The organism is Nonomuraea sp. B19D2, assembly GCF_040137845.1.
Classification (GTDB): Bacteria; Actinomycetota; Actinomycetes; order Streptosporangiales; family Streptosporangiaceae; genus Nonomuraea.
Map to the genome: position 1 here is coordinate 14883 of NZ_JBEFAK010000051.1, position 26618 is coordinate 41500.

Below are 26618 nucleotides of genomic sequence, written 5' to 3' on the forward strand. Positions count from 1 at the left end.
CCCTTGCGTCTTCCGAAACAGGTCATTAGTCTCGCGGCAACATTGAAGCGCTTCGAAGGGCAACCCCCCATGTTGAACCGCAGAGGCTTCCTCGGCGCAGCCGCGATGACCCCCCTGCTCGTCGCCTGCAGCAGCAACACTCCCCGGTCGGCACAGAAGGTCGGCACGAACTCCAAGGCCGGGCTCAAGGCCGCGCTCCCCGCCCACGTGCCGAGCACCGCCGTCAAGCCGGACATCGCCTCCGTCGCCGGCTCGGGCGGGGCCATGACCGATCCGGGCTTCCTGAGCTACCCGGCCAACCCGGTCGCCACCGTCACCGGCGTGCCGGGCAAGGGCGGCAGCTACACCGCGATCACCCCGCTCTGGGGCACGGTTCCGCCCGCGAACAACTCCTTCTACCAGGCCATGAACAAGGCGCTGGGCGCCACCCTCACCATGAAGCCGGCGGACGGCGCCAACTACGACACCATCGTCACGCCGATGGCGGCGGCCAAGAAGCTGCCCGACTGGATCCAGCTCCCCAGCTGGTGGAACGCCAAGTTCGGTACCGACCGGCTGGTCGGCACCCAGCTCGCCGACCTGACTCCGTACCTGGCCGGTGACAAGGTCAAGAAGTATCCCAACCTCGCCGCCATCCCCACCGGCGCCTGGCAGGCCGGCGTGTGGGGCGACAAGCTCTACGGCATCCCCGGCTCGGCCTACAACTTCGCCGTCGCCGGCGCCATCTTCTACCGGCGCGACATCCTGGAGGCCAAGGGCATCACCGCAGACCAGGTCAAATCCGTGGCCGACTACCTGAGCCTGGGCAAGGAGCTGACCGACGCCAAGCGTGGCGTGTGGGCCTTCGGCGACGTCTACACCTACCTCGCCTTCTCCTGGGACCTGCCGCCCAACTGGAAGGTCGAGGGCGGCAAGCTGCTGCACAAGTACGAGCTGCCGCAGCTGCTGGAGGCGCTCGAATGGCACTACCAGCTGGCCAAGTCGGGCTACGTGCACCCGGACGCCCTGGCCGGCCAGAACGCCAACAGCAACGCCCGCTTCTACTCGGGCAAGGAGCTGATCCAGGGCGGCGGCACCGGCGCTTGGAACCTGGGCGACTACCAGTCGGGGGTCGCGGCCGAGAAGAACTACCGGCGCGGCGCGTTCAACTACATCTCCCACGACGGTCAGAGCCCCGCGCGGATGTTCCTGGGCCCCACGACCAGCATCGTGAGCTATCTCAACATCAAGCTGAAGCCGGAGCAGATCGAGGAATGCCTGGCGATCGCCAACTACCTGGCGGCGCCGTACGGCTCGGCGGAGTACAAGCTGATCACCTTCGGGGTGGAGGGCGTCCACTACACGATGAAGAACGGGGTGCCGGCGGCCACGGAGGACGGCAAGAAGTTCGTCCAGGCGGCGACCTTCCCCTTCCTCACCGGACCCACCGGGGTGATCAGCAACCTCGGAGCCGACCAGGTCACCAAGGACTACGCCGCCTGGCAGGCCGCCAATGTCAACGCGCTCTACAAGCCGGCGTTCTGGAGCATGAACATCAGCATGCCGCAGCAGATCGCCCTGCTGAACACCTCGCAGGCCATCGACGACGCCATCGTCAGCTGCGTTCGCGGCAAGAAGACGGTCGCCGAGGTCAAGTCGGTCATCGACTCCTGGAAGAAGAGCGGACTCGACCGGCTCAAGGGGTGGATGACCGAGAACGTGCTCAACAAGTACGGCACGGGCCAGTGAAAGAGAGACTTCTCCGCGACCGATCACTGCTGATCATGGTCGTGCCGGCAGTCGTCCTGCTGCTGATCTTCAACTACGTCCCGATGGTCGGCGTCATCACCGCCTTCCAGTACTACGACCCGCTGATCGGGATCTGGGACAGCGACTGGGCCGGCCTGGACCAGTTCCAGCAGCTTTTCGCCGACTCGCGCTTCTGGGACTCGCTGACCAACACGCTCTACCTGAGCTTCGTGCAGCTCATCCTGTTCTTCCCGATCCCGATCGCGCTGGCGATGCTGCTCAACTCGGTGCTCAGCGAGCGGGTGCGCAACTTCGTCCAGTCCGTGGTCTACCTGCCGCACTTCTTCTCGTGGGTGCTGGTCATCACGATCTTCCAGCAGATGCTGGGCGGCGCGGGCGCGCTCAACCAGTTCCTGCGCTCGCACAACCTCGGTACCTGGGACGTGATGACCAATCCGGACACCTTCGCGCTCCTGGTCACCTTCCAGGGCGTGTGGAAGGAGGCGGGCTGGGGGATCATCGTCTTCCTGGCCGCGCTGGCCGCCATCAACCCCGGCCTGTACGAGGCGGCGGCCGCCGACGGCGCCGGACCCTTCCGGCGGATGTGGCACATCACCCTGCCGGGCCTGCGCGGGGTGATCGTGCTCATGCTGGTGCTCCGCCTGGGCGGAGCGCTGTCCGTCGGCTTCGAGCAGTTCCTCATCCAGCGTGAGGCGGTCGGCCACGACGCCGCCGAGGTGCTCGACACCTACGCCTTCTACTACGGCATCGCCACGACGAACTACAGCTTCGGCGCGGCGGCGGGGCTCTTCAAGAGCGTGATCTCGCTCCTGCTCATCTGGGGCGCCAACAAGCTGGCGCACTCCTTCGGCGAGGACGGGTTGTACCGGAAATGACGCAACGACCAAGTTGGCAGGAGCCACCGACCCTGGCCGGCCAGTCGGCCAAGGGCCTCACCCTCGGCGGGGTGCTGCTCATGGTGCTGGTCCCGCTCTGGATCGTCGTGCTGACCAGCCTGTCGACCAAGGGCGCCATCAACCGGGCCGGCGGCCTGGTGATCTGGCCCGACGGGATCACCTTCGAGGCCTACGAGGAGATGCTGACCGACTCCACTGTCCGCACCGCCCTGCTGGTGAGCTTCGGCATCACTATTGTCGGCACGGCGATCTCGATGGTGGTCTCGATCCTGTGCGCCTACGGCCTGTCGCGGTCGGACTCGTTCGGGCACCGGTTCATCCTGGTCCTGCTGATCATCACGATGTTCGTCAGCGGCGGCCTCATCCCGACCTTCCTGGTGGTGACCGGGCTGGGCGGGTATGGCCAGTGGTGGGCGCTGATCCTGCCTGGCGCGGTCTCGGTCTTCAACATCCTGATCCTGCGTTCCTTCTACTCCAGCACCGCGGCCGAGCTGATCGACGCGGCCCGGATCGACGGCGGCAGCGAGTGGCGGATCCTCTGGTCGATCGTCCTGCCCACCTCGCGGGCGGTGACCGCGGTGATCTCCCTGTTCTACGCGGTCGGCTACTGGAACTCATTCTTCAACGTCATGCTCTACATGCCGACCGAGAGTGAGAAGTGGCCGCTGCAGTATGTGCTGCTGACCTACGTCAACCGCGGCGTCGGCATGCCCGGCTCGGTCAACGCCGGCTTCGGCATGGAGCACGCGCAGACCGCCCCGCTTTCGCTGCAGATGGCCGTGGTGGTCCTGACCCTGGTGCCGCTCGTGATCGTCTACCCGTTCGTCCAGAAACACTTCCGCACCGGCGTCCTGACCGGCGCCATCAAGGGCTGAGGCATGGCGACCGAGCGCAGCGAGGGCGCCCAATCAGCACAGCGACCTGGTCGCCGACACGACGGAGGAGGGCTGGCGACCATCGCAGACGTGGCGAAGGCCGCGGGCGTCTCCCCGAGCACGGTCAGCTACACGCTCAGCCGCAAACGCCCCGTATCCGCCGAGACCCGGCGGCGGGTCGAGCAGGCGGTGGCCGCGCTCGGCTATCACCCCAACGCGGGCGCCCGCGCCCTGGCCGGCAGGCGATCGCACATCCTCGCGCTGGCCGTGCCGCTCCGCACCGACGTGTACGTGCCGGTCATGATGGACATCGCCACCTCCGTCGCCGTGGCCGCCCGCAAGCAGGGCTACGACGTCCTGCTGATCACCAACGACGAGGGCCCGGACGGAATCCGCCGGCTGGCCGCGAGCGGCCTGGCCGACGGCGTCATCCTCATGGACGTCGAACTCGACGACAGGCGCATCCCGACACTGGGAGATCTCCAGGCGGCCCTGATCGGCATGCCTCGCGATCCCCGCGGGCTGTCCTGCGTCGACAACGACTTCCAGGCCGCGGGCGCGCTCTGCGCGGATCACCTGGCCGACCTGGGGCACCGGGAGATCGCCTTCATCGGCTACGCCCCCGGCACCTACCAGCGCCACGCCGCATACGCCGAGCGCACCCTCGCGGGCTTCGCCGCGCGGGCGAAGGAGCGCGGTCTGCGTTTCCTGCACCGCCCGTGCGAGGGAACCTATGAGGGTACGGCGGGCGCGCTCGGCCGCATCCTGTCCGACAGACCCGACACCACCGGCTTCGTCGTGCAGAACGAAGGAGCCATCGGGCCGCTCCTCAGCCTCCTGCGCACCAGCGGACGGACGGTCCCCGAGGACGCCTCGGTGATCGCCCTGTGCCCCGAGCGCGTGGCCGAGCAGTACACCCCGGCCCTCACCGCGGTCACCGGCTCGGCGATGGAGCTCGGCCGTATCGCGGTCGAGCAGGTCGTTTCCCGGATCTCCGCATCCGCGCGCGGTGAGCAGCCCGCCAACGAACTCGTGCTGCTCACCCCCACCCTGACCATCCGTGAGAGCACCGGCCCCATCTAGGAGCACCTCCATGTACTTTCGCGACCTCGGCGACGCACTGGAATGGCGCGCCAAGGGCGAGACCTTGCGCGTCGAGCCGTGGGGCCCGGACGCCGTCCGGGTCAGGGCCACGCCAGGCGGGCCCCTGCTCGACGACCTGCCGGGAGCGCTGCTCGACGCGCCGCCTCCAGGGGCGAAGGCGCAGATCAACATCGCCGAGCACCACGCGACCATGGTCAACGGCGCCCTGACCGTCCGCATCGACGCCGACAGCGCGGGGCGGCTCACCCCCGAACTCCCGTATGCCGCCGGGCGGCTCACCTTCCTGCGCGACGACGCTCACCTGGAGGTGTGATGTTGTTCTTCGGCGGCGACTATAACCCCGAGCAGTGGGACGAGGCCGTCTGGAAGGAAGACGACGCGCTGATGCGCCGCGCTCACGTCAACCTGGCGACCGTCGGCGTCTTCTCCTGGGCGCTGCTGGAGCCGGAGGAGGGCCGCTACGATTTCGCCTGGCTGGATGCCCACCTCGACCGGCTGCACGCCAACGGCGTTGCGGTGGACCTGGCCACCCCCACCGCCTCCCCACCGCCGTGGTTCACCCTGGCCCACCCGGACGCTCTCCCGGTCGGGCCGGACGGCACCCGGCTCGTCCACGGCAGCCGCGACACCTACTGCCTGGCCGCCCCCGCCTACCGCACCGCCGCACGGAACATCGCCACAGCTCTGGCCGAGAGGTACAGCGCGCATCCGGGCGTGGCGATGTGGCACGTGCACAACGAGTACACGACGCTCTGCTGGTGTGATCACACCGCGGCCGCGTTCCGGGAGTGGCTCCAGCAGCGCCACGGCTCGCTGGAGGCGCTCAACGAGGCCTGGGGCACGGAGTTCTGGAGCCAGCGTTACGGCGCCTGGGAGCAGGTGCTGCCGCCGCGGGCCACCCAATGGCACAAGAACCCGGGCCAGCACCTGGACTTCCGGCGCTTCTGGTCGGACACGGTCTTGGCCGCGTACCGGGAGCAGCGCGACGCCATCCGCGCGCACAGCGACCGGCCGGTGACCACCAACATGATGCTTCCCGGCTACCAGAACGTGGACCTGTGGGCCCTGGGCCGGGAGGTCGATCTGGTCGCCATCGACCACTACCCGGACGCGCCCGGCCTGGACGCCGCCGCCGACACCGCCTTCGCCGCCGACCGCGCCCGCTCGTTCGCCGGCGGACGCCCCTGGCTGCTGATGGAGCAGGGCACGAACACCGTCTACTCCGGCGGCCGGGTCCTGGGCAAAGAGCCCGGGGAGATCCTGCGCCACGCCCTCGGCCACATCGCCCGCGGTTCGGAGGGCGCCCTGTTCTTCCAGTGGCGGCAGTCCCGGGCCGGATCCGAGACCTGGCACTCGGCGATGGTCCCGCACGCGGGTGCCGACAGCCGGATCTTCCGCGAGGTCCAGCAGGCCGGCGAGATCGTCGCGCGGCTGGGTGAGATCGCGGGTTCGACGGTCACCGCGAAGGTGGCCGTGCTGCACGACGCGGACGCCTGGTGGGCCATGGAGGTCGACGGCCTGCCCTCGAAGGACCTCGACTACCACGATGCGCTCCGCCGGGCCCATCGCGCGCTGTGGGATGCCGGGATCACGGCCGACTTCGCCCACCCCGAGCACGACCTGAGCCGCTACCGGTTCGTGGTGGCTCCGTCCCTGTTCCTGCTCTCCGACGCCGGGGCGGAGAACCTGCGCGACTACGTCGCCGGCGGTGGGAGGCTGCTCGTCCAGTACTACAGCGGCGTCGTCGACGACCGCCTCCACGCCCGGCTCGGCGGCTACCCGGCGCTGCCGCTGCGCGAAGCGCTTGGCATCCGCGTCGAGGAACACCGGCCGCTCCGCCCGGACGAGATGATCGCCCTGTCGGACGGCTCGCGGGCCACAGTCTGGAGCGAGTCCCTGCGCGCCGACGGTGAAGCGCTCGTCACCTACACCCACGGCATGCTCGCCGGGAAACCCGCGCTCACCCGGCACCGCTTCGGCGCCGGGGAGGGCTGGTACCTCTCCACGCGGCTCGACGATTCCGGTTACGCCGCCCTGATCGCCCGGATCGTCGGCTCCGGGACGCCCGGCCTCGAATCAGTCACCCGGCACGCCCAGGACGGCACGCGGTGGCAGTTCTTCCTCAACCACGACGTCGATCCCGTGAGCCTGCCCGAGCCCGGCCTCGACCTGCTGACGGGAGCCAACGTGTCCGAGCTGCCGGCGGGCGGCTGTGCCGTACTGCGGAAAAGGAGAACACCGTGATCGACGCCCTGCGACTCGAGCTGCTCGAGTCGGGACTGCCTCTCGTCGAGGTGACCGCGACCGGGCACGGCCACCACTGGTCGAGCCATCGGCTCATCGACACCAGCATCGGCGCGCGGATGCTCCGCCGGCGGCAGCATGTCACCGACGACGAGCTCACCGTCGAACTCCACGACCCGGAGACCGGCCTCGCCGCGGAGGTGCGGTACCGGTCGCCGGACGGTCTGCCCGTGCTCCGCAGCGAGGTGCTTCTCCGCAACGAAGGCGAGCACCCGCTGATCCTGGAGTCGGTCACCTCGCTCGTGGCCGGCGGCTTCCCGGCAGGCGGCGCGGACCTGATGTGGGCCGAGAACGACTGGCTGGCCGAATACAGGTGGCGGCGCAGCCCGCTGCGGCTCACCTCCCCCCAGCTCAGCGACCGGGTCAGGTACGGCAACGGCAAGGACTGCTTCACCCTGGCCGGGCAGGGCGTCTGGTCGAGCTGCGGCCACCTGCCGATGGGCGGCCTGTCCGATCGCGAGAGTGGCCGAACGTGGCTGTGGCAGATCGAGCACAACGGCGGCGGCTGGCGCTGGGAGTGCGGCGAGCGCGAAGGCACGGCCTACGTGGCGCTGTCCGGACCCAGCGACGGCCGGCACGGCTGGCGTCATCGCCTCAACCCCGGCGAGACCTTCCGCACCGTGCCCGTCGCGCTCGCGGTGGGCGAGCACGACGAGGCGTTCGCCGTGCTGACCCGTTACCGCCGTACCATCCGCCGCCCGCACCACGACCACGAGCGGCTGCCGGTCATCTTCAACGACTACATGAACTGCCTGATGGGGGACCCGACCACGGAGAAGCTGCTTCCCCTGATCGACGCGGCGGCGGAGGCCGGGGCGGAGTACTTCGTCATCGACGCGGGCTGGTACGCCGACCTCGACGCGAGCTGGTGGGACACCGTCGGCGCCTGGGAGCCGTCCGCCACGCGCTTCCCCGGAGGCATCGGCGAAGTCCTGGACCGGATCCGGGAGCGCGGCATGATCCCCGGCCTGTGGCTGGAACCGGAAGTGATCGGAACCCGCAACCCCCTGGCCGCCTCCCTGCCCGACGAGGCGTTCTTCCGCCGCGACGGCATCCGCGTCGTCGAGAACCACCGCCACCACCTGGATCTGCGCCACCCGGCCGCCCGCGCCCACCTCGACGGGGTCGTCGACCGTCTCGTCGGACAGTGGGGCGTCGGCTACCTCAAGCTGGATCACAACATCGATCCCGGCTCCGGCACGAGCAGCCACCCCGGCGAGGCTCCCGCGGCCGGGCTGCTCGGTCACAACCGTGCCCACCTCGACTGGCTCGACGGCGTCCTGGACCGGTACCCGCACCTGGTGATCGAGAACTGCGCCTCGGGAGGCATGCGCTCCGACTACGCCCTGCTCTCCCGCTTGCAGCTGCAGTCGACCAGCGACCAGCAGAACCTCCGGCTCTACGCGCCCATCGCCGCCTCCGCTCCCACCGCGGTCCCGCCCGAACAGGGAGCGGTCTGGGCCTACCCGCAGCCGGAGAACTCCCCGGACGAGGTGGCCTTCACCATGGTCAGCGCGCTCCTCGGGCGGATCCACCTCTCAGGTCCGGTTCCGGAGCTCGATTCAGGTGCCCGCGCCCTCGTCCACGAGGCCGTGGCGGTCTACAAGCACATCCGGGCCGATCTGCCGCGGGCCGTGCCCTCGTGGCCGCTCGGCCTCCCTGCCTGGGACGACCCCTGGATCGCGCTGTCCCTGCGCACCCCGGCGGCCACCTATCTCGCCCTCTGGCGGCGGGGCGGCGAAGAAACGATCCACGTGCCTCGCGCGGAGCTGCTCTATCCCGCCGACAGCAAGGCCCGCCTGACAGAGCACACCTTGACCCTGCCCACCGCCCCATCAGCGGTGCTGCTCCGTCTCCGATGAAAGGACCCCGAGGGGTGTCACACCATCCCATCGTCCCCGGCTTCCACCCCGACCCCAGCATCTGCCGGGTCGGCGATGACTACTACCTCGCCTGCTCCAGCTTCGAGTACTTCCCGGGCATACCGATCTTCCACAGCCGCGATCTCGTGCGGTGGACTCAGCTCGGCAACGCCTTGGAGCGGTCGAGCCAGCTACCCCTCACCACGGAAATCCCCTCGTCGGGCGGGGTCTACGCGCCCACGCTCCGCCATCACGACGGCCAGTTCTGGCTGATCGTCACCGTCGTGGCCGCAGGCGGCAACGTGCTGTTCACCGCCACCGACCCGGCCGGGCCCTGGTCCGACCCGATCCCGCTGCCCGGCGTCCACGGCATCGACCCCGACCTGGCCTGGGACGACGACGGTACCTGCTGGGTCACGACAGCCGGAGGCGCGCAGGTACGCCTGGAACCGCGGACGGGACAGACTCTCGGCGAGCCGCATCAGGTCTGGTCAGGAACGCGGGGGGCGCTCGCGCCGGAAGCGCCGCACCTCTACAAGATCGGCGGTCACTGGTACCTGATGATCGCCGAGGGCGGCACCGAGCGGGGTCACGCCGTCTCGATCGCCCGCGGACCCGCGCCCGACGGGCCGTTCGAGCCGTGCCCGGCCAACCCGATCCTGACCCACCGCGGCACCCACCACCCGGTCCAGAACACCGGCCACGCCGATCTCGTCCAGGCCCCTGACGGGGCCTGGTGGATGGTCTTTCTCGGGGTACGGCCCGGCGGGGGCACCCCCGGCTGGCACGTCCTGGGCCGCGAGACCTTCCTCGCCCCGGTGACCTGGGAGGGCGGCTGGCCGGTCGTCGGCGAGATCGTCTCCGGTACTCCGGCGGGACCATTCATGGACGACTTCGACCTGCCCGGGTTCGACACCTCATGGATCTCGGTGCGCAGCCGCCAAGCCACCACGAAAGAGCGCGCCGGATGGCTCACCCTCCACGCTCGCGGCGCCTCGCTGGACGAGCGGGACGTGACCTTCCTCGGCCGCCGCGCGCAGCACCTGCGGTGGCACGCCCGCACCCTGATCGACCCCTCGCAGGGCCTCGGCGGGCTGGCGGTCCGGCTGGACGAGGACCACCACTACGAGATCGAAGCGGGCGAGGGCCGGGTCCGGGTGATCGCGCGCATCGGCTCGGTGTGGACCGTGGTGGCTGAGCAGCAGGTTCCGGCGGGTCCGATGGTGCTCTCCGTCCAGACCGGCGAGCCGCGGCGGCCGGGTGATCCGTGCTCCGGGCCCGACACGCTGGCGTTCGGTATCGAGGGTTTGCCAGCGCTCGCCACGCTTGACGGCCGCTACCTGTCCACCGAGGTGGCGGGCGGCTTCACCGGCCGGGTGGTCGGCATGTACGCCGCGACCGGCGCCGTGCATTTCGACTGGTTTGACTACGAGGGCAGGCCATGAATGGGCGGCGCCGAACCAGGATCCGAAGCTGCTCACCACCGCATCCACCCCACGGCGCAGCAGACGCAGTGGCGACTCATGGAAGGGAAGAAATGAGGAAACCCCCCCTCTCACGCGCGGCGAGCCTCCTCATCGCGCTGATCACCGTGGTGGGGCTGGTCAGCAGCCCCACCGCGGCCTCGACCGACAAGGGCGTCCGCAGCGCGATGGATGTCGTGGCGGCGATGCAGCCCGGCTGGAACCTGGGCAACACGCTGGACGCGTTCCCCGACGAGACCTCATGGGGCAACCCGCCGGCCACCAAGGCTCTGTTCGAAACCGTCCGTGCCCAGGGCTTCCGTAGCGTCCGCATCCCCGTCACCTGGACCGACCACCAGTCCGCCACCGCGCCGTACACCATTGACGCGAAGTGGATGAACCGGGTCAAGGAGGTCGTCGACCTGGCGCTCGCCTCCGACCTCTACGTCCTGATCAACGTCCACCACGACTCGTGGCAGTGGATCTCCAAGATGCCCACCAACCACGACGAGGTGGTGGCCCGCTTCAACGCCTCGTGGACCCAGATCGCCGGCGCGTTCCGTGACGCGCCGAGCAAGGTGCTCTTCGAGAGCGTCAACGAGCCGCAGTTCGACAACGCCACCGACGAGGCGAAGATGAGCCTCCTCGCCGAGCTCAACCGCTCCTTCCACGGCATCGTCCGCGGCTCGGGCGGCCGCAACGCCGATCGGATCCTGGTCCTGCCCACCGTTCACACCAGCGCGGACCAGAAGTACCTGGACGGACTCTCCAACGAGATCACCGCGCTGAACGACAAGAACCTGGCCGCGACCGTCCACTTCTACGGCTACTGGCCGTTCAGCGTGAACATCGCCGGAGTCACCACCTTCAACGAGGAGACCCAGCAGGACCTGATCGGCTACTTCGACAGGTCGGCCAAGACCTTCGTCGACCGCGGCATCCCGGTGATCGTCGGTGAGTACGGCCTGCTCAGCTTCGACGTGGACTGGAACGCCGTCCAGCAGGGCGAGAAGCTGAAGTTCTTCGAGCTGCTGGGTCACCAGGCGCGGACCAAGAAGCTCACCACGATGTGGTGGGACAACGGCCAGCACCTCAACCGGCAGACCCTGCAGGAGTGGAAGGACCCCGGCCTGTTCGCCCAGATCAAGTCGAGCTTCACCACCCGTTCCGGCACCACTTCCAGTGACTCGATCTTCTTGCCGAAGTCGGGCGCGATCGAGGCCAGGACGCTCACCCTGAACCTGAACGGGACCTCGTTCCGCGGGCTCTGGCACGGCTCCACCAGGCTTTACCCGGGCCGGGACTACACGGTCTCCGGCGACAAGCTCACGCTCACGGCGGCGGCCCTCACCCGGCTGGCAGGCGACCGGTCCCACGGCGTCAACGCGACGATCCAGGCCCGGTTCTCCTCGGGAATCCCGTGGAAGATCTATGTGATCAGCTACGACACACCGGTCTTGTCGAACGCGACCGGCACCACGGAGTCGCTGACCATCCCCACGCAGTTCAACGGTGACCGGGTCGCCACGATGGAGGCCAAGTACGCCGACGGCACCAACGCCGCACCCCACGACTGGACGTCCTACAAGGAGTACGGCAGGACCTACTCTCCCGACTACGCCGGCAACTCCATCCGCCTCCTCAAGGACTTCCTCGGCGTCATGCGCGAGGGCACGCCGCTGACGCTCACCTTCCACTTCTGGAGTGGCGCCAAGGTCACCTACCAGGTGACCAAGTCCGGCGACACGGTCACCGGCACCGCGTCCTGACTCTTGTGATCCGAGGTCACCGCCCCGCGCATGTGCGGGGCGGTGGCTCTTTGCTCAGGACGTCGTCGACAGGATGAAGGAGAAGTCGGCGGCCCTGACGTCGAGCCGGTACCGGGGGAGGACGCCGGGACCGACCGCCCCGGATCCGACGCCGTGGACGACATGGTCGGTGTACAGGTAGATCAGCGGCTCGGGGACCAAATCGGTCTGGTGCCGGGCCGCCGCGAGATGCCGGTCGCTCCAGCGCCGGGCGGCGAGGCTGAACAGCGGCTCACCCTCGATGCGGATTCCCGCGCCCGCCAGGTCGGTGATCTCGGCCCACCGCACGTCGGCGCGAGTGCCGTTGTCCTGCGGGCGGACGTACGGGGTCTGCAGCTCGTCGACCGTGGCGTGGAAGCGGCCGATCCGCGCCGCCTTCCGGGAGTCGGGGTACGCCTCGCCGGGCCCGGCGCCGCACCACCGGACCTGCGACCATTCCTCCGGAAGGTGCCACACGAGGCCGATCCGCGCCAGGGATGGCGCTCTGTGGCGCCGGAGGAGCTCCTCGCGCTCCTCCTCCGGCAGGTCGTGGTCCACCATGTCCTCGGCGAAGTAGAACCTCCTCTCCGGCCAGTAGCCGAGCGGCTCGGCGTGCACCCGCAGCCTCAGGCGCTCCCCGTCGCTGTCCCAGCGGTACGTGCTGAGGTAGCCGCAGGTGGAATTGGCCGCCGAACTGCGGACCACGACGGTCAGGCCCACGTCGCCTGCCTCGACGGAGACGGTCCTGTGCAGCAGCCGATCCAGGCCGCGGGCCTTCCAGTACTCGGCGTCGCCCTGCCCCCATGAGCGGTCGTTGTCCGTGGGCGCGCGCCACAGTGCCAGCCGCGGGCCGTGCAGCGGCCGGTCGCCGAGGCCGACCAGGCTCCCCGTTCGCCGGTCGAAACGCGCGGAGCCGAGGTGGATGTGCTCGGCGGACTGCCTGGCGGCCCGCCGTACCTCGGCGAGAACAGCCGGGGCGGGCGCGGCAGGCGGGAGCTGACCCCAGGCCACGACGTGGCCCTTGGGCGCCCAAGCGGTGGATTCCGCCAGTTCGGCCTGGATGGTCACGCCGTCAGGGACAGGGACCTCGACGCGTTCCCCCGGTCCGACGGGCGGCACCGCGAGCTCACCCTGGGAATGGGTGAAGCGCAGGTGGGACAGGTCCAGGAAGGCGTAGCGGTTGCGGATCGTGACGTGTCCGGGGCGGCCGGGCTCGATGACGACGGGCTCGTTGACCTTCTGGTATTCCAGCATGCCCGGGGACGGTGTGCGGTCGGGGAACATGAGGCCGTCGCAGATGTAGTTCGCGTCGTGCAGCTCCTCACCGAAGTCGCCGCCGTAGGCGAAGAACTCCCGGCCCTGAGCGTCGGTGGTGCGCAGACCCTGATCGATCCACTCCCACACGAACCCGCCCTGGACCCGCGGGAACTCCTCGCACAGCCGCATGTACTCCGCCAGGCCGCCCGGGCCGTTGCCCATCGCGTGCGCGAACTCCGTGTAGATGAACGGCATGCGGTTGCGCCGGTCATCCGCCGGGTCACCCGCCCCCTCGGTGAGCGGACAGAACAGCTCCCCTGGCCGCAGCGCGCCCTGGCCGATGCGGCGCACGACGGCGGGGGTGCGATACATCTCGCCATAGACATCGACGTATCGGGCCAGCCGGTCGGCCTCGTAGTGGACCGGCCGCGACGGGTCGCGCTCGTGGATCCAGTCGGCCATGGCCTTGAGGTTGTCCCCGTCGCCCGCCTCGTTGCCGAGCGACCAGATGATGACGCTGGGGTGGTTCTTGTCGCGTTCGACGGTTCGCTGGATGCGGTCCAGGTAGGCCGCGCGCCACCGCGGATCGTCTGAGGGGTTGCCGGTCCAGGGCTCCGGCCGCGGCTGCTCGAACCCGTGCGTCTCCAGGTCGCACTCCAGCACGACCCACAGGCCCAGCTCGTCACAGATGTCCAGGAAAGCGGGGTGGGGCGGGTAGTGCGAGGTCCGGACGGCGTTGACGTTGTGCTGCTTCATCAGCTCCACGTCGCGGCGCATCAGCTCCTTGCTCACCGCGCGCCCGTGATCGGGGTCGAATTCATGCCGGTTGACACCGCGCAGCACGATCCGCCGGCCGTTCACCGTCAGCACGCCGTCCCCGTTGATCTCGACCGTGCGGAAGCCGAACCGCACGCGTACCCGCTCGCTCGGGGTGGCGATGACGGCCTCGTAGAGGAAGGGATCCTCCGCGCTCCAGGGCCGTACCCGGTCGAAGACGAACGTCTGCGTGGCGGCGGCGGCCTCCACCCCGAGCAGGGGGATGCTGACCTCGGCAGGTCCGTCCGCCGCCACGTCGAATCGCACCCGCCCGCCTCCGTCGGAGTAGTCGGCGTGCACGAAGACGTCCCGGATTCCGCCGACGGGCCGCGCAAGCAGCGCTACGTCCCGGAAGATCCCGGACAGCCGCCAGGTGTCCTGATCCTCCAGATAGGTGCCAGAGGAATACTGGTGGACCCGGACGGCCAGGACGTTGCGGCCCGGGCACAGCGCCTTCGTGGCGTCGAACTCCGTCGGCAGGCGGCTGCCCGTGGTCACCCCCAGCTCCACTCCGTTGAGCCAGACCCGCGCGCACGAGTCCACGCCCTCGAAGCGGAGCACGGCAGGGGTGTCACCCCACTCTTCGGGCAGCTCGAAGACGCGGCGATAGTCGCCGGTCTGGTTCTCGTCCGGGACGAACGGCGGATCTATCGGGATCGGGTAGGGGATGTTCAGGTAGGCGGGCTTGCCGTACCCGTGGAGCTGCCAGTGTGAGGGGACGGCGAGCCGATCCCACTCCTCGTCGTCGAAGTCGGGACATGGGAAGCCGTCCGGCTCGCCGAGGCCGATGGGAGAGAAGCGGAATGCCCAGTCACCGTTCAGGTCGAGCCGCGGGGCGTCAGAAGCGAGGACGGCTCGCGGCGCGAGCTTGCCATAACCTGGGGAGAAGTCTTCAAGGTACACGCGCTTTCCTCTTCCAGTGATAAAGTTTCGCGCGAAACCGTAGTATCGAACGCATGTTGCGGCAAGGCACGGAACCGGCTCTACGCTCGGCCTTTGGCAGGCCGGACGGGCTGAGAAAGTTTCCTCGGAGTTGCTCTATAGTTTCCATGGACACACCATGGCGGCGGAAAGGCGAACGTGACCGACAACCCATCGGGGCCGCCCGCGGTCACCATCGCGTTCATCGCTGAATCCGCGGGCGTCTCGATCCCCACCGTGTCGAAGGTGCTCAACGGCCGCTCGGGCGTCTCGAAGGAGACCCGTACCCGAGTCGAAGGTCTGATCAACAAGTACGGCTACCGCCGCCCTTCCGGCAGCCGGGGCAGCACCGTGGAGATCGTCTTCCGCGAGATGGAAGGCACGTGGGCCGTGGACGTCATCCGCGGGGTCGAACGGGTGGCGCGCCAGAACCGGATCGGCGTCCTGGTGTCGCAGCTGGGCCCCGACTCCTCACCCGCCACCTCCATCGACGAGACGATCGGCCGCCGCCCCGGCTGCGTCCTGTTCGTCTCCGAGATCTCGGCGCCCGAGCAGGCGAAGCTGAAGGCAAAGGACATCCCGTTCGTCGTCATCAACCCGGCCGGCGAACTGCCGGATGACGTCCCCTTCGTGGGCACCACCAACTGGCGGGGCGGCCACTCGGCCACCCGGCACCTGCTCGACCTGGGGCACCGGCGCATCGCGATGATCAATGGGCCGGACTATCCGTTCTGCCAGGCGCGCATGGCCGGATATTTCTCGGCGATGGCCGAAGCCGACGTCGCCGCGGATTCTTCGCTGGTGGTCCGCACCCTCCTCACCCGCGAGCACGGCTACACCGCGGCCCTCGAACTGCTTTCCCGCCCTGACCGGCCGACTGCGATCTTCGCCTCCAACGACATGCAGGCGTTCGGGGTCTATCGCGCCGCTCGGGAGCTGGGCTTGTCGATCCCGGGCGAATTGAGCGTGGTGGGCTTCGACGACATCGTCGTCTCAGACTGGGCCGACCCACCTCTGACGACGGTCCACCAGCCGTTGTTCGAGATGGCGAGCGCCGCCATCGACCTGGCGCTCACCCTCGGCCGCGGTGAACCGGTTCGCCAGGCCGGGGTGGAGATCGCCACCGTTCTCACCGTCCGCAAGAGTACGGCACCACCGAGAATCTGAACTCGTAACGCGACCCCGCCTGTCGCCCGCCCATGACAGCGGGGGCGCAGAGGTGCGTGCCCACGGAGTCGGTTCAGAAGTCTTGCGGGGTTCCCGAGACATCGTCCACCATGCCGCGTCCCGCCACCAGGTTGTCCCCGTTGCCGTAATCCATGATCCATGACCACGATCGGTCGAGGTCGTCCCTCGTCTGGATCACGAAGGCATACTGACTACCTTCCGCGCTCATCCTCTGAGTCTGATTGACCATCTCGAGATCCGCCATGAGAACTGCTGCTTGCTCGGATGGACGAGAGTAGCTCTCCCCTGACGCGAGGCGAAACCCCAGGTCAGAGGATGCACCGTAACCCACGCGGCCTGTTTGCGGCGTATTCCGGCCGCACCCCTTGAGGGCGTTCGGGGTCCTCGCCGGAGTGTCGGGATTAGACGGTTTCCCGACAGGCATCGAACCAGCACCGGCGACCCCTCGGAGAATCGGGCACCAAGGGACGAATCAGGGCGTCGCGCGGTCGATTCGGCTCCCGAATTGACGACAGGATTTTCCGACAGGAAAATCGGGGCTCCGTCCCTTCCCGAGGAGAGCCCGGTGCAGATCGTCTATTCCCGCGTCTCCACCGCGACCCAGTCCCTGCTGCGGCAGCGCCACATCCTCACCGAGGTCGGCCTTCTTGTGCGCACCGAAGGCGTCGCCGAGGGATTCCGGCCTGCCGACGGCGTCCTGCTCTTCGAGGACCCCGCCACCACCTCCAAGATCCCCGCCCTCGACCGGCCCGCGTTCGGCAAGATCGCCGCCAAGGCGCACCCCGGCGACACCCTGACGGTCTCGGAGCTGTTCCGGCTCTGCCGCGACCTTCTCGACATCCACGCCGTCCGCAACTGGTGCCAGGCCCGCGGCGTCGCCCTGCGAGTCCTGTCCGGGCCGCTGTCGAACTTCCACGATCTGGCCGCAGGCGACGCCACCACCGCCGTCATCATCAACGTGATCACCGCAGTCGGCCAGTTCCAACGTGACATCCAGAACGAGCTCACCGTCGAGGGGATCGCCGCCGCCGAGGCCGAAGGTCGCTATCGCGGCCGCCCGCCCGCGCTCACCGGCACCCGGCTTGAAGAGGTGCGATCGACGTTCACCGAGCACGGCACCTCGATCGCGGCTCTCGCACGTGCGCATGGAGTGAGCCGGGCCGCCATCCGAACCGCGCTGATCGGGCTACTGCCCGGCCAGTCGGGCCCGCCCGCGCTCATCCCGACCGAGGGCCCTGCCGAGGCATCCCGCTAAGTTACTTGCGGGTACCGCCAACGGCTGTCCGCAGGTTCCTCAACCCCGGTGTTCACCACGAGCCGCCGCCGGGAGCCGGCATGGTGATGGTCACCGTAAGCGGCTCACCGGGGGGCTGGCTGCTGCGGCCGTAGGCGGCCTGGGTGACCATCCATCGGCCGATGCACCCCTGGCAGAACCGGCGAGGTGGGCGGCCCGGCGTCCAGGGCGGTGGTTCCAGCGCCTCCTCCACGATCTCGAAGTCGGCGTCCATCTCCCGGCACAAGATGCAGTCGTTACGGGCGTGGGGGTAGGGCAGCACGGGCCCGGCGAAGGGCTCGATGACCCGAAAGCGTAGAGAAAAGGGTGCTGACGTACTTGCTGAACACCCAGATTTCTCAACACGTTTTTCAACAGTCGCGAAGGCGGGAAGGGACGGTCCGGAGCCCGTCGGGCTGTGGTGTCGAGAATCGATCGTTTGCTGGACGTGATCAGCAAGCTGAACCCCGTGCCGTTCGGGAGCGGCCGATTCCTTTTTGTGGTGGCCGGGGTCTACATGAGAGATCGGCCCGCGCGCGGGCCGATCTCTCATGTACGCCGAGAAAGAAAGCTGATCGCCAATGAGCATTCCCGCGACCATGCGCGCGCTGCAGCAGACTTCCCTCAACGGCCCACAGGACATGCGCCTGATCATTGACGCGCCGGTGCCGAGCCCCGGCCAGGGCGAGGTCCTGATCCGCGTCACCGCCGCCGGGGTCAACTTCGCCGACATCTCGAAGGCCCACGGCACGTTCCTGGACGGCCCGCGGCCACCGTACCTGGCAGGTTTCGAGGCCGCCGGTGAGGTCGTCGCGGTGGGCGAGGCGGTGACCGACCCCCAACCGGGGGTCCGCGTCGTCGGCGTCGGAGACGGCGCTTTCGCCGAGTACATGGTCCTGCCCGCGGCTGCGGCGGTGCCTGTGCCTTCGGGCTGGACGGAGCAGCAGGCGCTGGGTCTCGTCGTGAACTGGCCCACCGCGCTGGCCGCGCTCAAGCCTCTCGGCGGCATCGCTGCCGGGCACGTTGTGCTGATCCACGCCGCGGCGGGCGGAACTGGCCAGGCCGCGGTGAGAATAGCCAAGCACTACGGTGCGACGGCCATCGCCACCGCCTCGCCGGGCAAGCACGAGACAGTGCGGGCACTGGGAGCCGACCACGTCCTGGACTCTCTCGGCGGCGACCTCGCCGCCGAGGTGCTGCGGCTGACCGGCGGTTCCGGCGCCGACATTGTGCTGGAGTCGGCTGGCGGCGCCACCTTCGACGCCAGCCTGGCCGCGGCCAAGCGGGTCACCGGCCGTGTCGTCGTCTACGGCGTGGCAGGCGGCGAAGCCCCGATCACCAACTGGGACCTGGTGTACAAGCACCAGGTCCACATCATCGGCCTCAATATCGGCGTGCTGATCCAGGCTGCACCGCAGATCTTCGGCGAGCTCATGGGTGAGCTGTCCGCGCTGATCGCGGCTGGCGTGCTCGCCCCAAGCCTGCCCACCGTGTACGAACTGGCCGACGGCCCGAAAGCGCTAACGGAACTGGAAGCCAGGGCCACCGTCGGCAAACTGGCCCTGCTGCCCTGAGAAAGCCCCCTTGTACCGAGCCGGTGACGCCGCACACCGGAGGTGCCCATGACAGGAGTTGAAACAGATGACCGCAACCGTGGACCTGGCCGCTAAGCAGATGGCGCGATTCGTCGTGATGTACGACACCCCCTCCGACGTCGACGCGTTCGAACGTCACTACAACGATGTCCACATCCCGTTGGCGAAACAGTATCCGGGCCTGCGTCGTTACACGCGCAGTCATGAGCCGGCAGCCGTGATCGGCGAGCCGTGCTATATGTTCGTGATGCTGGACTGGGACGACATGGCTGCGCTGGAAGCGGCGCTCGGGTCCGAGATCGGCCAGCGCACCGCCGAGGATGCCGCAGCGAACCTGGCCCGCTACGCGACCTTCCGCGGCATGATCCTGCAACTCGACGAGGTCTGATCGCGGACGCCACCTCTGCGAGAGGGTGCCCGCGTCGGCGATGGTGGCTGAGGCGGGCCTGGCGTTGTCGGCGGCGTCGGCACGTGGAACACGCCCAGGCGTGTTGCAGTACTAGGCTCTCGGCGTGACATCGCATCTGCGGGCGGCACCAAATCAAGACCGGTTCACCGCCGAGACTGAGCGGTTCCGCCGGGAGCTGTTGGCGCACTGCTACCGCATGGTCGGCTCGGCGCACGACGCCGAGGACTTGGTTCAGGAGACGTATCTGCGGGCGTGGCGGTCCTACTCCGGATTCGAGGGCCGGGCGTCGATTCGGTCCTGGCTCTACAAGATCGCCACCAACGTCTGCCTGACGGCGTTGAAGCCGCGCCCGATCCGGGTGCTGCCCTCGGGTCTGGCAGGCCCGTACGACGGACCCGATCGCCCGCCGAGTCCCGTCGCGCCGGGCGAGGTCTCGTGGCTGGAACCGCTGCCGGACGCATGGATCGCCCCGCCCGCCGACGATCCGGCCGCGGTGGTGGTCGAACGCGAGTCGCTGCGGCTGGCGCTCATCGCCAGCCTCCAGCACCTGCCCGCCCGCCAACGTGCGATCCTCATCCTGCGCGAGGTGCTGGCATTCTCGGCGGCCGAGACCGCAGAGATCCTCGACACCACCACAGCGGCGGTCAAGAGCGGTCTGCAGCGCGCCCGCGCCCGGCTCGACGAACTGGAGCCCGAGCCCGCGGAACTGCTCGAGCCGACCGACCAACGGGCACGCGCGCTGCTCGACGGCTACATCGCGGCCTTCGAGCGCTCCGACGTCGGCCTGCTGGAACAGGTGCTGCGCACGGACGCCACGCTGGAGGCGACGCCATTCCGCGACTGGCAGTCGGGCCGGGCGATGTGCATCCACATGCTCGACGCGTACGTGCTGGGCACACCGGGCGACTGGCGGATGATCGCGACCACCGCCAACGGCCAACCCGCCGCCGTCGTGTACCACCGGGACTCGGACGGCGCGCTCCGAGCCGACGGCGCCGTGGTGCTGGCCCCCACCGCCACCGGCGTCTCACGCGTGATCAAGTTCCACGATCCCGCGCTGGTCACGACGTTCGGCTTCCCGGACGTGCTCGCGCACTGACCCGCCAACGGGTACAGCCGGAGCCGACCGCGTACAGGCCGTCCGCCGCCGTTTCGGCCATCAGCGCCGTCAGCGTGCCGGGGACGCCGTGCAGGGCGGTGACCTCGTGGTGGGTCTCGCGGGGCAGGTGATTGCCGCCGCCGATCTGGTGGTCGAGGACTTCCAGGTCGATCGTCCCGTCGGCCGAACGATGGTACCTGTGTTCCTCGTCACCGTTCGCCAGGGGGAAGGCGGTGAACGACCAGGGGTGGGAATGAGGGAGCGGCCGGCCTCGGTTGCGCACGTCGTTCTCGAACCACAAATAAAACACGAGCCCCGCGGGCTCCTTAACGCTACTGGCCGTTCGGTCTACCCCCGCCGCCCAGCAAGGCGAGATCGCCGATGCTCAGGCGGGCGTTCAGGTCGAGGCGTACCTCGCCGTAGGGGCGAACGTGTAGCCAGAACAGCGGGGTCAGGCCGCGCCGGTCGACCGGCGTGAGCAGGACGGCCCACTCGGGTTCGGCCAGGACGTCTTGAAGCATCAGGACAATCACGTAGACGAGCGAGGCCTGCAAGATGCGAAGGCACAGCGCGGTCATCTCCACCTCATCGCGCCGGTTGGTCGAGATCTCGCCACCGCGGCCGTAGCACAGCACCGCGTTGGCGCGATTCCACGCCTCGACCACGTTCAGCCCTTCCTCGATCTCCCGTTGCAGGTCGCGATCGCGTAAGTAGCGGGCGATTATGTGGAATCTGTTTTGTCAAGCCGCGTCGATCAGTCTGGTCAGTAGGGTGCCGGATCTCCGAGCAGGACGACCTTGCTGACAACGGGATCGAAGCCGAGGACCGGGTGTTCTTGGCTTCCGCCTTCCGGGGTCATCAGCACCGGCTTGCCGAGTTCGCTCCCGATCGTCCGGAGGAAGTCGCAGAGTGTGTCGACCCCTTCTTGACCTTGCAGTTCACGAAGGTCGACATCGAAGTCGATCGCGAGCACGCCCGGAGCAGGCCAGACTCGCAGCGACAAGGACGAGGACGCCGCCCGGCTGTCCCCGCTCGGCCACGCCCACCTCAACGTCCTGGGCCGCTACTCCATCTCCTTCTCCGCGCCGGCCGAAGGCTGTAAGTTCCGCAGGTGAATGGCCGGAACTTCCCGACGCTTTATGGCCAAGCCCGGCAGCCGCGGAGCGGGGCGGGCTGGTGAGCTCATGTTCCCCACTACACGCCCGCTTGAGCTGGGTATGCACAGTTCTTGCGTTATGTGCGCCTATCGGGAGGCCCCTGGCGTGCCGGCGAGTGGCCGCAGAAAGCGGTGACTGCTGACGCTTCCGTATTGACCAGCGCCTGGACCTGCGACGACAAGGGTTCGAACGCGTCCATCTGGACAACACGGCCGGCATCTTGACGGGCCCACGTTCCGATCGCCAGGCCATCGGCGACAACCGTGGGACGGATGACGCCGCCGCCCGGCCAGACCCGGCCTTGGTGAGCGGCGGGAACGGATAATTCTCGGCTGCGGGAGCCGATGAGGTAGTTGTCGTAGGCAGGGAGCATCCGCACATCAAGGATGCCGGGGCTGTCCCGCAGTTCCTCCAGCTCGGTCGGCACGCTCAGCGCGCCGTACTTGGTAATCGAGCCGGTTTGCGCCAGCGTCTTCCAGGCCCTGCGGGCCAGGGTGACCGGCAGACCCGACCAAGTGGCGAAGTCGTCCATCCCTACGGGCGCATGGGCGCGAACGTAGCGGCGGGCGAGCTCGGCGATGGCCGCGTCCTCCTGCCACGGTGAGTCCCCAGCGCCAGCCGGCAGCCAGTCGTCGAGCAGGACATACGTGGCCTTATCGCCGCGGCGAGGACCGTGGCAGAGGACTCCGGTGAGTGCCGCGTGGCGGATCAGATGGAAGGGCACCTGCCCGTCCGGCTGAACTCCGGCAGTGGCCAGGTGCTCCGTCAGTTCGGGCCGGGTGAGCGGTCCGTGGGTGGCGAGGGCACGCCGGATGAGACGGTCGCATCGCTGGCGCAGGTCGTCGTCCAGGCTGAGTTGGTGGTAGCGGCGGACGGTTGCGGCGAGGATACGGGGAGCGAGCAGCCGCAGCACCCAGCGGGCATCCGAGCTGGGGATGGTGTGCAGGGTGCCCCGCATGAACCAGCCGCGCACGATGCTTCGCTCGTCCTCGTATGCCGCGCGGATGCCGGAGCCCGTGATGTCCCGCCCTCGCACTCGGATGCCCAGGTCGGCGGCTACGGCGTCCTGGGACTGGATCGCGAAGACTCGGCCGACGACCGCCGCGGCGGAGGCTTCCCGCACTCCGTCGGCCAGAGCCTGCGCGCGGGCCCGCAGCCCGCGGACGATCTCGTGGTCAAGCATGGGCTTGGCGATCAATCTCGGTCAGGAGACGGCCGTGTGCAGGATGTTGGCGAGATCGGCGGGCGCCGACAGCATCGGCCAGTGTCCGGTGGACAGGTCGAAGCGCCGCCACGGCGCGTGGTTGAGAAAGGCCAGCATCGCCACCCCGCCGTCCAGCAGGCCCTGGAAGTCGCGGCAGGCGACCAGGACACGGTCCACACCGGGGCCGGGCTCGACCGGACCGGCCAGTCGCTGGGTGTAGGTGCCGAAGGGTTGAGGGGTGGCACGTGCGCTCAGCACGCTCCGCTGATCCTCGTCGAGGCCGTCGAGGCTGTTGGACAGGCCCAGGATCTCAAACGGAGGCATCGGGAGCCGACAGCCGTCGCCATGGGCCGCGACCTGCTGGCTCAACTGGTCCGCTGCCTCCGGTGGCATGAGGTCGAGCATGCGCATGCCCGCAGCGAACGGGGCGCTGTCCACATAGACCACGCGCTCCAGACGGTCGCCGAGTCGCCCGGCTGCCCCGGTGACGGGGGCGGCCGCGTAGCTGTGGGCGACCAGGGTGACGTCGTGCAGATCGTTCTTCTCGACGAAGTCGGTGATGTCCACGATGTGTGTGTCCAGGTTCGTCTGGGGCCCGCCCTCCTCCGCGCGCTCGGCCAGGCCGGTCAATGTCAGCGTCAGCGTCGTGTGGCCGTGCTCCTGCAGCGCGTCGACGGCGTGTTGCCAGGCCCATGAGCCGAGCCAGGCGCCGGGAACGAGTACGAAGGTGGTCATGTGATCTCCCTGAAATCGAGGTGCTGCGGGGAGCGTAGAGTGCATACAGGACAGAATCAGCCCTGAAATGTCGAGTGATCCGTGTCACATCCCCTGACCCGTGTGCTGACCCTGCTGGAACTGCTCCAGTCGAACGCCGGACTCGCCGGGAGTGAGCTGGCCGTCCGGCTGGACACCGATGTGCGTACGGTCCGTCGGTACGTCGCCCACCTGCGCGACCTGGGCATCCCTGTGCAGGCCGAGCGCGGTCGCCATGGCGGCTACCGGCTGGCCCGTGGCTACCGGATGCCGCCCCTGGTGCTCACCAATGACGAGGCCCTCGCCGTCGTTCTTGGACTCCTTGCGGCCGAACGGCTCGGGATGGGTACGAGGGTGCTGGCCGGCGCGGGCGCCCGGGCCAAGATCGAGAGAGTACTTCCGCAGGCTCTGCGAGAACCGCTCGCCGCCATGCAGGAGACTCTGCACTTCACCGCTAATGCTGTGAGCGCGCAGGCACCCGGAAGCGGTGTCCTGCTGGCCCTGGCCCAGGCCTCGCGTGCCAAGACGACCGTCGGCATCGCCTACCTGTCCTGGCGGCAGGACCAGACCGAGCGCGACATCGACCCCTATGGCGTGGTCTTCCACACCGGCCGTTGGTATCTCGTCGGCCACGACCACCTCCGCGACGACCTGCGGACCTTCCGTATCGACCGGATCGCCTCCATCACCCCCCGGCCACGGACCTTCGCCACCCCTGATGGCTTCGACCCGGTCGCCCACCTCACTTCGACCCTCGCTCAGGGGCTATACCGCTGGCAGGTCGAAGTGACGATCCACGGCCCTCTTGACGAGATCGCCCGAAGGCTTCCGCACACGGCTGTCACGCTCACCGCCCAACCCATCGGCGTGCTGATGCAAGCACGGGCGGAACGCCTTGACGGCATGGCACACCTGCTCGCCTCACTCCAGTGGCCCTTCACTATCCACAGCCCTGACGAGCTCCGCCAAGCCCTCAAGGACCTGGCGGATCAACTCGCTGCCGCCGCCGAACGACAGCCGGGAACCCTGCCGCGGTAAATACCGGATTTACTGCGGCAGCCGCCCGAGCCGTGTCATCCTGAGCTGGATCACCCGTACCGGTGATCATGGTCGAGGTGTACGCATTTACTGCGGCAAACAGAAAGCTGATCGTCATGGACGACCCGACGCCGAGACAGTACGTCGATGCCTGCGTCACCTCCGGCCGCGACCGCGCGGCCGCCGGGCTGAAGGCGATGGCCACCGGCGACCTCGGCAAAACGCTGATCGCCGCGATCGGCCTTCGGCTGGGCGGCGAGGATGCCGGGCACGAACTGCGCCGACTCGCCGACGAGCAGGTCCCGGCCGCGGCCGTCATGACGAGGGTCCAGGCCCGGCAGCTCGCCCGGCATGTCAAGGCGGCATTGTTGCATCTGCGCGCTGCCGAGGACATCGCCCGCCGGGCGGGCGTCGACCTGCTGGCCGACCCATGGGAGAACGAGCCCGCCCGGGTTCTGCTCGGCGCCTCCGAGGCAGTCGACGCGGCCGACACCTGGGCTATCCGCAACGCTGCCGCCAACGGCTGCGGCGAGGAGACTTGGCGCGTGCAGCGCTGGTGCAGCCAACCCGACGGCGCCCTCCCGCAGGTGTGACCATGAGCCAGACCAGCCCGACGCCCGGCGCCGTCATCCCGTTGCACGCCGATCGCCCGGCCACCTACGCCGACGCCGTCGATGCCTATCTCCGCTCGGCCGGGATCGCCGCCTCCTCCAAGCGGATTTACCGCATCTCGCTACTCACCTGGGCGTGGCTGGCCGCCGGACAGCAGCCGCCTCTTGGCCGCGCCCGGCGCGGTGCCGTCCCGCCCGTCGTGGCGTTCGCCGCGCTTGGCGAGACGGACGGCACGACGCCGGCCGCTGACGTGCTCGCCGAGGCCTTCGCACAGCGGGCCCGGCTGGTCGACGCCGACACCGTCAACCGCGAGCTGTCGGTCATGAAGGCCGCCGTCGCCTGGTGGCGTGATCGCGGCTGGCTGGCCGGCAACCCGATCATCGGCATCGAGCGGCGGCCTGCGCCGCCGGACCGGACCCGGGCACTGTCGCGCGACCAGATCACCGACCTGTTCGACCTCAAAGCTCCGTTACGCGAACGGACGCTCTGGAAGGCCCTGTATGAGACCTGCGCGCGGGCCGAGGAAATCCTCTGCCTCGACATCGAGGACCTACTCCTGGCCGACAAGCGCGGCCGCGTCACCTCCAAGGGCGGCACCATCGAATGGGTGCACTGGCAGTCCGGCACCGCCCAGTTGTTGCCCCGGCTGCTGAAGGGGCGCGCCCGCGGCCCCGTCTTCCTCACCGACCGCCGCGCGCCCGCACGCACCCCAAGCGACGATGTCTGCCCGGTGACCGGGCGGGTCCGGCTGTCGTACCGGCGCGCCGCCGAGCTGTTCGAAACGCTCACCCGACCGCTGGCCAACCCTGGCATCACTGACCCGGTCGAGCTCGAGGCATGCGGCGGGTGGACGCTGCACCAGCTGCGCCACTCGGCGCTGACCCACGAGGCCGAGGACGGCACCAACACTCCCACCCTGCTGGCCCGATCCCGGCACGCCTCGGTCCGCTCCCTGGAGCGCTATGCCAAGCCCGGCGTCGACGCCGTTGCCGCCCACGTTGCCGCGCGCGACCCTCTCCGGCGGGGCAACCGCAGGCGGGCGTGAATCATGCGGAAACGGGGCGGTCCGTCTGCCCGGCAAACCACCGTTCACGCACGTGCCCAGGAGGCCCTGAATGGACGTCCCAATAGCCACAACGTTTACAACGCCGCAGCTCTCATCTGTTGGGGAGCCAAGGCCCTACTTGCTGGTGCGATGGAACGAAAACGTACGCCAGTCCTTTCCCGGAAGATGATCACGCACACCATCGCCGAGC

Annotated in this window: 25 protein-coding genes; 17 read left to right on the top strand and 8 right to left on the bottom strand. The window is 68.9% G+C overall.

Annotated features, from left to right (window positions below; translation table 11 throughout):
* Nucleotides 1-69 precede the first annotated feature (69 nt).
* From ABN273_RS49540 to ABN273_RS49580, 9 genes are all read left to right on the top strand, one after another.
* Complete coding sequence (locus tag ABN273_RS49540; protein ID WP_349456628.1) at nt 70-1728, top strand: type 2 periplasmic-binding domain-containing protein; 1659 nt, start codon at nt 70-72, stop codon at nt 1726-1728.
* Nucleotides 1725-2624 carry an ABC transporter permease gene (locus tag ABN273_RS49545; protein WP_349456629.1) on the top strand — a complete coding sequence of 300 codons (900 nt, stop codon included), beginning with the start codon at nt 1725-1727 and terminating at the stop codon, nt 2622-2624. The genes ABN273_RS49540 and ABN273_RS49545 overlap by 4 nt, the downstream gene beginning before the upstream one ends.
* Nucleotides 2621-3520 carry a carbohydrate ABC transporter permease gene (locus ABN273_RS49550; RefSeq protein WP_349456630.1) on the top strand — a complete coding sequence of 300 codons (900 nt, stop codon included), beginning with the start codon at nt 2621-2623 and terminating at the stop codon, nt 3518-3520. Before ABN273_RS49545 ends, ABN273_RS49550 begins: the two co-directional genes overlap by 4 nt.
* A 90-nt stretch (nt 3521-3610) precedes the next feature.
* Nucleotides 3611-4603 (top strand): LacI family DNA-binding transcriptional regulator, encoded by a 993-nt coding sequence (locus tag ABN273_RS49555; RefSeq protein WP_349456631.1) that lies wholly within the window; start codon nt 3611-3613, stop codon nt 4601-4603.
* Nucleotides 4604-4613: 10 nt separating this feature from the next.
* A complete protein-coding gene (locus ABN273_RS49560) occupies nt 4614-4937 on the top strand; it encodes a hypothetical protein (RefSeq protein WP_349456632.1) in 324 nt (107 codons plus the stop codon).
* Nucleotides 4937-6868: a beta-galactosidase gene (locus ABN273_RS49565; protein ID WP_349456633.1), complete on the top strand. Its 1932-nt coding sequence runs from the start codon at nt 4937-4939 to the stop codon at nt 6866-6868. Before ABN273_RS49560 ends, ABN273_RS49565 begins: the two co-directional genes overlap by 1 nt.
* Nucleotides 6865-8790, top strand: a complete 1926-nt coding sequence (locus tag ABN273_RS49570) for an alpha-galactosidase (protein ID WP_349456634.1) — start codon at nt 6865-6867, stop codon at nt 8788-8790. The genes ABN273_RS49565 and ABN273_RS49570 overlap by 4 nt, the downstream gene beginning before the upstream one ends.
* Nucleotides 8791-8804: 14 nt before the next feature.
* Nucleotides 8805-10235, top strand: coding sequence for a glycoside hydrolase family 43 protein (locus tag ABN273_RS49575; RefSeq protein ID WP_349456635.1), 1431 nt, complete (start codon nt 8805-8807; stop codon nt 10233-10235).
* A 92-nt stretch (nt 10236-10327) separates the two neighbouring features.
* Nucleotides 10328-12022, top strand: coding sequence for a cellulase family glycosylhydrolase (locus tag ABN273_RS49580; protein WP_349456636.1), 1695 nt, complete (start codon nt 10328-10330; stop codon nt 12020-12022).
* A 54-nt stretch (nt 12023-12076) separates the two neighbouring features.
* Here the strand turns inward: ABN273_RS49580 and ABN273_RS49585 are convergent, their stop codons facing one another.
* Entirely contained in the window at nt 12077-15016 is a 2940-nt protein-coding gene (locus tag ABN273_RS49585; protein ID WP_349456637.1) for a glycoside hydrolase family 2 TIM barrel-domain containing protein, read from the bottom strand.
* Nucleotides 15017-15193: 177 nt separating this feature from the next.
* On the opposite strand from ABN273_RS49585, the gene ABN273_RS49590 reads away from it, so the two are divergent.
* Nucleotides 15194-16201 carry a LacI family DNA-binding transcriptional regulator gene (locus ABN273_RS49590; RefSeq protein WP_349456638.1) on the top strand — a complete coding sequence of 336 codons (1008 nt, stop codon included), beginning with the start codon at nt 15194-15196 and terminating at the stop codon, nt 16199-16201.
* 73 nt (nt 16202-16274) lie between these two features.
* On the opposite strand, the gene ABN273_RS49595 is transcribed toward ABN273_RS49590, so the two are convergent.
* Nucleotides 16275-16466 (bottom strand): hypothetical protein, encoded by a 192-nt coding sequence (locus ABN273_RS49595; protein WP_349456640.1) that lies wholly within the window; start codon nt 16464-16466, stop codon nt 16275-16277.
* Nucleotides 16467-16787: 321 nt separating this feature from the next.
* Between ABN273_RS49595 and ABN273_RS49600 the strand changes: the two genes are divergently transcribed.
* The gene (locus ABN273_RS49600) at nt 16788-17477 is read left to right on the top strand and encodes a recombinase family protein (protein ID WP_349456641.1); all 690 of its coding nucleotides are present in this window, start codon (nt 16788-16790) and stop codon (nt 17475-17477) included.
* Between the two features lie 52 nt (nt 17478-17529).
* Here ABN273_RS49600 and ABN273_RS49605 read toward each other — a convergent pair whose 3' ends face one another.
* Entirely contained in the window at nt 17530-17778 is a 249-nt protein-coding gene (locus ABN273_RS49605; RefSeq protein ID WP_349456642.1) for a hypothetical protein, read from the bottom strand.
* 298 nt (nt 17779-18076) lie between these two features.
* Here ABN273_RS49605 and ABN273_RS49610 point away from each other — a divergent pair, with 298 nt between their 5' ends.
* The 3 genes from ABN273_RS49610 to ABN273_RS49620 all read left to right on the top strand — a co-directional run bounded on the left by ABN273_RS49610 (nt 18077) and on the right by ABN273_RS49620 (nt 20598).
* On the top strand, nt 18077-19069 hold the full coding sequence (locus tag ABN273_RS49610; protein WP_349456643.1) for a zinc-binding dehydrogenase: 993 nt from the start codon (nt 18077-18079) through the stop codon (nt 19067-19069).
* Nucleotides 19070-19136: 67 nt separating this feature from the next.
* Entirely contained in the window at nt 19137-19478 is a 342-nt protein-coding gene (locus ABN273_RS49615) for an EthD family reductase (protein ID WP_349456644.1), read from the top strand.
* A 124-nt stretch (nt 19479-19602) separates the two neighbouring features.
* Entirely contained in the window at nt 19603-20598 is a 996-nt protein-coding gene (locus tag ABN273_RS49620; RefSeq protein ID WP_349456645.1) for a sigma-70 family RNA polymerase sigma factor, read from the top strand.
* Here ABN273_RS49620 and ABN273_RS49625 read toward each other — a convergent pair.
* The 5 genes from ABN273_RS49625 to ABN273_RS49645 form a co-directional block, all read right to left on the bottom strand.
* Entirely contained in the window at nt 20561-20908 is a 348-nt protein-coding gene (locus ABN273_RS49625) for a hypothetical protein (RefSeq protein WP_349456646.1), read from the bottom strand. The two genes, ABN273_RS49620 and ABN273_RS49625, sit on opposite strands and share 38 nt — an antisense overlap.
* Nucleotides 20909-20930: 22 nt before the next feature.
* A complete protein-coding gene (locus tag ABN273_RS49630; RefSeq protein WP_349456683.1) occupies nt 20931-21323 on the bottom strand; it encodes a Tn3 family transposase in 393 nt (130 codons plus the stop codon).
* Nucleotides 21324-21361: 38 nt separating this feature from the next.
* Nucleotides 21362-21571 carry a hypothetical protein gene (locus ABN273_RS49635; protein ID WP_349456647.1) on the bottom strand — a complete coding sequence of 70 codons (210 nt, stop codon included), beginning with the start codon at nt 21569-21571 and terminating at the stop codon, nt 21362-21364.
* Between the two features lie 260 nt (nt 21572-21831).
* The gene (locus tag ABN273_RS49640) at nt 21832-22938 is read right to left on the bottom strand and encodes a winged helix DNA-binding domain-containing protein (protein ID WP_349456648.1); all 1107 of its coding nucleotides are present in this window, start codon (nt 22936-22938) and stop codon (nt 21832-21834) included.
* A 21-nt stretch (nt 22939-22959) separates the two neighbouring features.
* On the bottom strand, nt 22960-23694 hold the full coding sequence (locus ABN273_RS49645) for an alpha/beta fold hydrolase (protein ID WP_349456649.1): 735 nt from the start codon (nt 23692-23694) through the stop codon (nt 22960-22962).
* Nucleotides 23695-23775: 81 nt separating this feature from the next.
* Between ABN273_RS49645 and ABN273_RS49650 the strand changes: the two genes are divergently transcribed.
* The 3 genes from ABN273_RS49650 to ABN273_RS49660 all read left to right on the top strand — a co-directional run bounded on the left by ABN273_RS49650 (nt 23776) and on the right by ABN273_RS49660 (nt 26407).
* Nucleotides 23776-24750, top strand: coding sequence for a helix-turn-helix transcriptional regulator (locus ABN273_RS49650; RefSeq protein ID WP_349456650.1), 975 nt, complete (start codon nt 23776-23778; stop codon nt 24748-24750).
* 62 nt (nt 24751-24812) lie between these two features.
* A complete protein-coding gene (locus tag ABN273_RS49655; protein ID WP_349456651.1) occupies nt 24813-25343 on the top strand; it encodes a hypothetical protein in 531 nt (176 codons plus the stop codon).
* 2 nt (nt 25344-25345) lie between these two features.
* Nucleotides 25346-26407, top strand: coding sequence for a tyrosine-type recombinase/integrase (locus ABN273_RS49660; protein WP_349456652.1), 1062 nt, complete (start codon nt 25346-25348; stop codon nt 26405-26407).
* Nucleotides 26408-26618 lie beyond the last annotated feature (211 nt).

Coding starts and splice junctions, on each gene's coding strand:
- ABN273_RS49645 (WP_349456649.1), bottom strand. CDS start 23,694: ATGACCACCTTCGTACTCGTTCCCGGCGCCTGGCTCGGCTCATGGGCC.
- ABN273_RS49565 (WP_349456633.1), top strand. CDS start 4,937: ATGTTGTTCTTCGGCGGCGACTATAACCCCGAGCAGTGGGACGAGGCC.
- ABN273_RS49550 (WP_349456630.1), top strand. CDS start 2,621: ATGACGCAACGACCAAGTTGGCAGGAGCCACCGACCCTGGCCGGCCAG.
- ABN273_RS49640 (WP_349456648.1), bottom strand. CDS start 22,938: ATGCTTGACCACGAGATCGTCCGCGGGCTGCGGGCCCGCGCGCAGGCT.
- ABN273_RS49580 (WP_349456636.1), top strand. CDS start 10,328: ATGAGGAAACCCCCCCTCTCACGCGCGGCGAGCCTCCTCATCGCGCTG.
- ABN273_RS49540 (WP_349456628.1), top strand. CDS start 70: ATGTTGAACCGCAGAGGCTTCCTCGGCGCAGCCGCGATGACCCCCCTG.
- ABN273_RS49660 (WP_349456652.1), top strand. CDS start 25,346: ATGAGCCAGACCAGCCCGACGCCCGGCGCCGTCATCCCGTTGCACGCC.
- ABN273_RS49610 (WP_349456643.1), top strand. CDS start 18,077: ATGAGCATTCCCGCGACCATGCGCGCGCTGCAGCAGACTTCCCTCAAC.
- ABN273_RS49595 (WP_349456640.1), bottom strand. CDS start 16,466: ATGGCGGATCTCGAGATGGTCAATCAGACTCAGAGGATGAGCGCGGAA.
- ABN273_RS49560 (WP_349456632.1), top strand. CDS start 4,614: ATGTACTTTCGCGACCTCGGCGACGCACTGGAATGGCGCGCCAAGGGC.
- ABN273_RS49615 (WP_349456644.1), top strand. CDS start 19,137: ATGACCGCAACCGTGGACCTGGCCGCTAAGCAGATGGCGCGATTCGTC.